This window comes from Methanomethylovorans sp. (assembly GCF_041305605.1).
GTDB lineage: Archaea > Halobacteriota > Methanosarcinia > Methanosarcinales > Methanosarcinaceae > Methanomethylovorans.
The window spans coordinates 1-7,229 of the sequence record NZ_JBFYLB010000074.1; the positions used below are offsets into that span (position 1 = coordinate 1).

A 7,229-nucleotide genomic window follows, 5' to 3' on the forward strand; every position below is an offset into this window, starting at 1 on the left:
TTCTGGGATTTACAGTGGGCATATCTGCTGCACTGATACCCGGACCTATGATGTTCGCAACAATTGGAATATCTATGAAGAAAGGCTGGAAGGCTGGCTTTTATGTATTCAGTGGTCATGCCCTGGTAGAATTTGCTATATTCCTGCTTATCCTGATGGGAGCTGCATCTATTATCGATAAGAGCATAATCTCATTTGTAGCTATAGTAGGCGGTGTAGTGATGCTTCTGTTTGGTCTTGTGACGATCAAGAATGCAAAAAAGGCATCCGAAACTGATATTACTGCGTCAGCCAGTAAGCTGAATGCATCATCTGGTCCTGTATCCGCAGGGATACTTACCTCAGTATTGAACCCTACCCTGATCATATGGTGGTTAACAGCCGGTAGCGCCATTATCCTGCAGGAATATATGGCGGGAATTTTTGCAGTGATAACTTTTATCATAGGCCACTGGATTGCAGATCTCGGATTCCTTGTAGCCGTATCTTCATCCTTTTCCAAGGGTAAAAACCTTATTTCCCAACGTACGCATGAAAAAGTTCTCTACATCTGTGGCGGGTTCCTTACAATTTTTGGCTTCTGGTTCCTGCTGAACTACAATGATCTTTCTGCAATGATCTAACTGGAATCGATCCAGCATAAATCTTAATTTATCCGGCACCATAGTTTGACAGGATTCCCATGACCGATAAACAAAGATCCCATGTACAATACCGGAATATTGCAGGATCACTGCTGTTCATTGCAGGTGTTGTGATATTCTTAGGAATCATCACCGCTGAGACACTGTATCCGGGTTATAATACCGGACAGAATATGATAAGTGATCTGGGTGCTACTGAACCGCCTAACAGCATCATAATCCAGCCCTCTGCAACCATTTTTAATATAAGTATGATGGTTTGCGGCCTTTATATCATTATTTCTGCCTATTGCATCCACCGTGCATTGTACAGTGGTAAATTTACCTTACCACTTGCATTGTTCGGAACAGGTGCATTGGGAGTAGGCATCTTCCCGGGAAACTATGGTGCTGTACATGGTATATCTGCCCTACTTACATTCATCTTTGGAGGCGTGGCAGCCATTATGAGCTACAAGGTTGTAACATCACCTTTCAGATACTTCTCTATGGTGCTTGGGTCCATAGCATTGCTCGACCTGCTGCTGTATTACATTCTCGGAGCATCAAGCCCTTTTGCGATCTTTGGGATAGGAGGGCTTGAAAGATGGATAGCATATCCAATTGCGCTCTGGGTAACAGGTTTTGGTGGTTATCTGATGGGAAGCGCAGAAAGAAGTATTTAATGAGCATATGTTGTAAGAGAAAAGAAAGAGGGAATGACTATCAAGATAAAGTATAAGATACCTGAATTTAGCTCTGAAAGACATTCACAGCTTCTAGGGGTGCATTGGACAGTACTACGTGAACCAAAAAACTTATTCTCTGCCATAATGCTGTCAATTCCATTAATGGCTATCAATCTATTTATCACACTAGTGACCATCAATCTGTTTATACCAATATCGTTATCGATATTTGGCATCAATACTGCAGCAATCTCTATAAACATTAACTTTGGAGCAATCACAGTTTTAATAGCACTTGTAGCGATACATGAACTCTTGCACCTGGTTTTCATTCCAGGTTTTAGAAGATCAGACAAAACATATATAGGAATAACATACTTTGGCGGGTTTGTTTATTCTGAAGAAAATATCTCTAAAATGCGATATGTTTTAATCACAATTGCGCCCTTTATCATCATTTCAATTCTTCTGACCATTGTATTGGGATCTCTCAGCTTACTAACCCCAAATTTAATATTCTTGATCCTTCTAAATTCCATGGCTTCTTCAGTGGACATCCTAACTTTGATCCTGATATTGTATCAAGTGCCTTCGGGCTCATATATTACAGTTAATGGGATGAAAAGTTACTGGAAATAGAGAGTTACGATGGTGAGAACTCATATTCAAGAGTGATCCTATACCACTCTATAAGGATTTAAAGGGGAATTTATTTTAATCTGTAAAGATCCACTTTAAAAATATAACTAGTGATCCTTTACTTATTATGCATAAAATTTTGAATATACAGGTCCAAACAATAACCTATTTAAACTATAATGTATTTTTTTGTACATTAAAGTAGTTATAAATACATTAGAGGAGGAAAATTGCACTTGATATTAATAAGCAATAATTTTTCGAATATTACAGATCAAACAAAAAATGAGGCAAGGAGTGAATGTTAATGCCTCTGCCTTATCTTGTCCTGATCATCTCAGTTGTAGTTATGTTGGGGACGACATTCTTTTTCATATTGAGGAGAGATCATGATTAATCAGGTTCTGCTGGTGATATACGTAATAGCGATAATCCTGCTTTCTCTGAAACTCAGGCAGGGAACCTTTTCAGGCTTTGTGATATCGGACCGCCAGGTAGTGTATCCTGCCGTGATAGGCATAGCTTATATGGCTGCATATTTTAGTGCAGCATCATTTCTGGGAGGAGGAGGCTACGGACTTATTGCCGGTCTTCCCTGGGTGATATGGGCAGTTTTCTTCCATGTGGCCTTTGCCTGCCTGGCATTCCTGATAGCCCCGAAGATCTGGACAATGGCACAGAAATATGATGCTAAAACTGTTCCTCAGCTGCTGGAGCGCCGATACAATTCCCAGGGAGGAAAGGTTCTGCTTGCGGGAATTATGCTGGTGATGTACACAGTATACCTGGTTGCCATCTTCAAAGGTTGCGGAAATCTCTTTCAGGGCCTGTTGGGAGTAACATATTTTCAGGGTCTTGTAATAGCAGTTGGAATAGTTGTCCTCTACTACGCTATCGGAGGGTTGCCTGCAATTCTCTGGATAAGTTTCCTCCAGGGACTGATAATGATAGTAGGCGCTGTACTTCTATACGGAGGGCTTATTTCCAGTGGGCAGGGAATGAATATCTGGAATAATATCCCTGATGCCGTATTGAACATGGGAGGAAATGTAGTACCCTGGCAAAAGAGCTTTGGAAATGCATTTGCTATCAGCCTTGGACTTCTGGCGCTGCCGGATCTGTTAATAATGATATTCTCTGCCAAAGACAAGAGGGTAGTGAGGTTTGCTGGCATATATGGCCCAATATCCATCGCAGTTTATGCCCTCTGCATATTTTCCCTGGGTATTCTGGCCTATGGAGCATTTACCTCAGAGCAGCTGGCACCCTTCATGGCAAACCCGGATGGTCTCGTTCCATTCCTTGCAACATCGTTACTGCCTTCTGGATTTGATGGCATCGTGCTTCTGGCAGCTATCTCTGCCGCTATGTCAACTATGAGCGCTATCGTTCTGGTTACAACAACAGCTCTTACATCAGATATTCTTAAGTTCCTGAGTCCGAATACCCCTGACAAACGGATGCTTCTCATGACAAGGATAGTAGGGGTTGTGATCATCGTCTTAGCAGCATTCTTTGCTCTGGATGTACCACAAATGATAGTACCTCTGGTATCCGCAAGCATGGGAGTCATTGCATGCTGCGTGTTTGTTCCGCTAATATTTGGCTTATACTGGGACCGCGGCACTGCTACGGGATTTGTTGCCAGCCTGATAGCATCATTCGGCTCGGTAGTGCTATGGCAATACTATGGCAATCCCCTCATACATACAGTCTTCATTGGACTGATCTGCGGAACCGTGGCATATGTAGGAGGAAGCCTGCTCAGTAAGCAGCCTCTTTCTCTTGAGATTAGCAGTGAATAATGAAGAGAAAACTAAATTGTAAGTGTTGAAGAGGATTAAAAGCCCTCTTCATAATTTATGCATTGTCTAACATTGAATCCATATATTTTTGAAGATGGTTTTGAACCGCATTTATTTCACTGTTCTGTGGAAGAGTATCTATTAATTTTTTAATGTAGTCCTTTTCCTTAACAAGCCTCAGGGTTTCAGTGAAATTCAGATCAAAAACCCAGGCAAGACGGGTGAGGTTCATATCATTGCAGGTTGTAACGCCATCTGTGGTTGCTATCTTATTGTTGAAAATGTCCTGTATCAAATGCCGGGAATAAACAGGAACATCAGGCAATCCATGTTCAAGAACAGGGTTCGGAGATATTGCCTTTGTAACGTAGTAATCGGTCAATATCTTATAAATATCAAGCTTATCCGCATCTCTGATAAGTCTTGCATGAAGAAGGGCATTTCTGTCAAGGTCATCAGAAATGGTTCTTAAATTATGGTTCTTGATAGCCATTAATATGATGTGCCTCTCTTGTGCAGATGCAAATAAAAGAGTTCCCTCCGCGTCCAATATCTTTACTCCTAAAAGAGCGTGATTCTCAGATATACGGTCATTAAAGGTCCTGTATCTGCTGATCTGCTCAAAACGACCTATATCGTGCAGAAGAGCAATAACAAGGGCAAGATAATAGTTTTCCTCATCCATTTTTTCAGAGATCGCGATCTGCGAAGCATTTTCACACACCCTGAAGCTATGCTCTTCTTTAAGAAAAACATTTTGTGAAATAAAAGTGTCTTCTGAATAGAAGGATCTTACATAATCCTGGAACCAGGATCTCAACTTGAGAAAATCCTCTTTTTTCATCGATATCCATAAACATTTTGTAAATATCAGTTTTTCTGTCAGTGAAATTGCAACATGATTCCTGCAATTAAAAAAGATAATTGGATTGCGGCTGAGAAATACAGAAATAAAGCTGCAGAGATGAATTAAAGTCGTTATGCAGCTCTGGATCAAATTATTAATTGATCACCTGACTATATATGTCACCTGGACAGATATGGAAACTGTTGTTTCTCCAGGCAGAACTGGTGTAGGAACCGCTGCTTCAGCTACTGGTGCTTCCTGAAAGATAGGCTGTACGCTACCTACATCGCTTACAGAAGCTGTCTGCACATCCACTATTGTCACACCCAGACCTGACGCAAGTTCATCTGCCTTAGATCGGGCATCAGATACTGCGGCCTGGAACAGTTCATTGCGCAGAGTCTGTTGTCGTTCATCAGATACAGAAAAGGTTATGCCGCCTATTTGATTAGCACCTGCGGCCGTTGACCTGTCAATGATAGCACTCACATTATCCAGCATCTTTGTAGTGACCTGCACGCTATTGGAAGCAGAATAAGCCACGATGGTTGGAGTACCTGTATAATTATATACCGGCTGGATAGAAACATAGGATGTCTGGATCTCATTATCCTGCAATCCGATATTTTTGAGCTCGTTGATAACAGCACCCATCAAAGCTGCATTTTGAATTGATGCTTCGTTCGCAGTAGGTGATTGCACGACAACCCCTATGCTTAATGAAGCTGTATCTGGGGTCGTCTTTTGTTCCGCAGAACCTGAGATGGAAAGAGTGTGCTCCCCATTCTGCCCGGATGAGGACAGAGAACCGGCATAGATCACAGCAGCCATCAACGCTACAGCTACTGCAAGTACAACAAGCAAAATATACATTTTATTGTTAGAAGTTTCATCTGTCATTTTACCCCTCCACAAAATTACAGGATTATACTAGGAGTATCTAGTAGTTTGGTTCTTAAAGGTTAGCATAAATCAGAGGAATAAGCAGAGTAAAAAAGTGCCAGATACAAATCTAACCTAAATTGAAGATCAATATAAAAAATATGGAGCGAATTTGTTTTTCGCTCCTGATCACGGTATTCTCAACTTTACGTATTTATGGTTAACTTCGGCCGTCTGGCAGCAGTTGAAGAATCAGAGCTGTAGAAGGAAATGTAATTGCCACTCTCTGTCTTTGCCTTGAGGAAGAAGCCAGTGTTGTCGTATTCACCACTTATGTATTCCTGCACGAGCTCAGTCACGTCAAGCTCATAGTAGTTGTTATCAGGCAACGTGCTGGCAGGGAAAGTGAGAGATGCATACGGTGTACTACCCTGTGCAACTCCGTTCTTATCGTACCAATTTCCTCCTGCTGTGCTCCATGGAGTGCCAGAAGCACGGTTATTCCAGCTCACATACTTCGGATCCCATTCAACCGGCCTATAAACTTCAACTACAGTGTCAGAAGTACGTGCCTTACCTGCAGGGTAATACCAATACAGTGAAAGAGTTGCCTTAGATATTGTGTCAGTTGTGTCGTACTCGCTAAGATCGAACAACATTACATCCCTGCAACTAGTTGAGCTCTTTCCAATGTCAATGTAAGTTGAACTGGAATAAACCGTAGTTTTGGATGACTCAGCCAATCTATTGTCATAAGCAGCCGAATAAGAGACCGAACTGGAAGTAGTTGGAGTAGTTGGAGTGGTTGGGGTTGTGGTCGTTGTTCCACTCACAACTACATTTAATGTGTCAGTAGATGTCTGCCCACTTGTGTCCGTGACCGTGAGTGTCACAGTGTAAGTTCCTGCAGTTGCGTATGTGTAAGTAGCTGTCTTACCACTTGCTTCAGAGGTTATGCCATTTGAAGCATCGAAGTCCCAGGAGTAAGAGGCTATGCCTTTGTCGTCAGTAGAAGCGCCGCCACTAAAGCTAACACTTGAACCTACGGTAGCAGTCGTATCTGACCCGGCATCAGCAACTGGCACATTGTCATTGTCTCCTGTTTGACTTGAACCATCTGCTGAGGTCACTGTTAATTTCGGCCTCTGTGCAGCGTTAGACCAATCGGAACTGTAGAAGGCAATGTAATTACCACTTTCTGTCTTTGCCTTGAGGAAGAAACCTGTGTTGTCGTATTCACCACTTACATATTCCTGCACAAGCTCAGTGACATCAAGCTCATAGTATTTGTTACCGGGCACTGTGCTGGCCGGGAATGTCAGAGATGCGTACGGTGTGCTTCCCTGAGAAACACCGTTCTTATCATACCAGTTCCCTCCTGCTGTACTCCAGGAAGTACCAGAGGCACGGTTATTCCAGCTCGTATACTTCGGGTCCCATTCAACTGGCCTGTAAACTTCCACTACGGTGTCAGAAGTACGTGTGGCACCAGCAGGATAATACCAATACAGTGAAAGAGTTGCCTTGGTAATTGAATCAGTTGTGTCGTATCCACTAAGATCGAACATCATTACATCCCTGCAAGCGCTTGTGCTCTTTCCGATGTCAAGATAAGCAGAATCTGAAAGAACTGTGCTCGGTAATGACTCACGCAACCTGTTGTCATAGGTAGCTGAATACGAAACTGAACCTGATGCAGTTGGAGTAGTTGGGGTTGTGGTCGTTGTTTCACTCACAACTACAT

At 42.4% G+C, this 7,229-nt stretch carries 7 protein-coding genes; 4 read left to right on the plus strand and 3 right to left on the minus strand.

Features of this window, described 5'->3' with window-relative positions:
- The first annotated feature begins 2 nt into the window (after window positions 1–2).
- From ACCM36_RS04985 to ACCM36_RS05000, 4 genes are all read left to right on the plus strand, one after another.
- Window positions 3–623, plus strand: coding sequence for a LysE family translocator (locus ACCM36_RS04985; RefSeq protein WP_370572646.1), 621 nt, complete (start codon window positions 3–5; stop codon window positions 621–623).
- A gap of 59 nt (window positions 624–682) precedes the next feature.
- Window positions 683–1,309 carry a DUF998 domain-containing protein gene (locus ACCM36_RS04990; protein WP_370572647.1) on the plus strand — a complete coding sequence of 209 codons (627 nt, stop codon included), beginning with the start codon at window positions 683–685 and terminating at the stop codon, window positions 1,307–1,309.
- A 33-nt stretch (window positions 1,310–1,342) separates the two neighbouring features.
- Complete coding sequence (locus tag ACCM36_RS04995; protein ID WP_370572648.1) at window positions 1,343–1,951, plus strand: DUF3267 domain-containing protein; 609 nt, start codon at window positions 1,343–1,345, stop codon at window positions 1,949–1,951.
- A gap of 389 nt (window positions 1,952–2,340) precedes the next feature.
- Window positions 2,341–3,756 (plus strand): sodium:solute symporter, encoded by a 1,416-nt coding sequence (locus tag ACCM36_RS05000; protein WP_370572649.1) that lies wholly within the window; start codon window positions 2,341–2,343, stop codon window positions 3,754–3,756.
- 55 nt (window positions 3,757–3,811) lie between these two features.
- On the opposite strand, the gene ACCM36_RS05005 is transcribed toward ACCM36_RS05000, so the two are convergent.
- The 3 genes from ACCM36_RS05005 to ACCM36_RS05015 all read right to left on the minus strand — a co-directional run.
- Complete coding sequence (locus ACCM36_RS05005; protein WP_370572650.1) at window positions 3,812–4,600, minus strand: HD domain-containing protein; 789 nt, start codon at window positions 4,598–4,600, stop codon at window positions 3,812–3,814.
- Between the two features lie 165 nt (window positions 4,601–4,765).
- Window positions 4,766–5,503, minus strand: a complete 738-nt coding sequence (locus tag ACCM36_RS05010; RefSeq protein WP_370572651.1) for an SIMPL domain-containing protein — start codon at window positions 5,501–5,503, stop codon at window positions 4,766–4,768.
- 188 nt (window positions 5,504–5,691) lie between these two features.
- The coding region (locus ACCM36_RS05015) for a disaggregatase related repeat-containing protein (protein WP_370572652.1) at window positions 5,692–7,229 on the minus strand (1,538 nt) is incomplete at its 5' end.

Bases quoted from the DNA above. Each gene is read 5' to 3' on its own strand.
- ACCM36_RS04990 (WP_370572647.1), top strand. From the start codon at position 683: ATGACCGATAAACAAAGATCCCATGTACAATACCGGAATATTGCAGGA.
- ACCM36_RS04995 (WP_370572648.1), top strand. From the start codon at position 1,343: ATGACTATCAAGATAAAGTATAAGATACCTGAATTTAGCTCTGAAAGA.
- ACCM36_RS05010 (WP_370572651.1), bottom strand. From the start codon at position 5,503: ATGACAGATGAAACTTCTAACAATAAAATGTATATTTTGCTTGTTGTA.
- ACCM36_RS05005 (WP_370572650.1), bottom strand. From the start codon at position 4,600: ATGAAAAAAGAGGATTTTCTCAAGTTGAGATCCTGGTTCCAGGATTAT.
- ACCM36_RS05000 (WP_370572649.1), top strand. From the start codon at position 2,341: ATGATTAATCAGGTTCTGCTGGTGATATACGTAATAGCGATAATCCTG.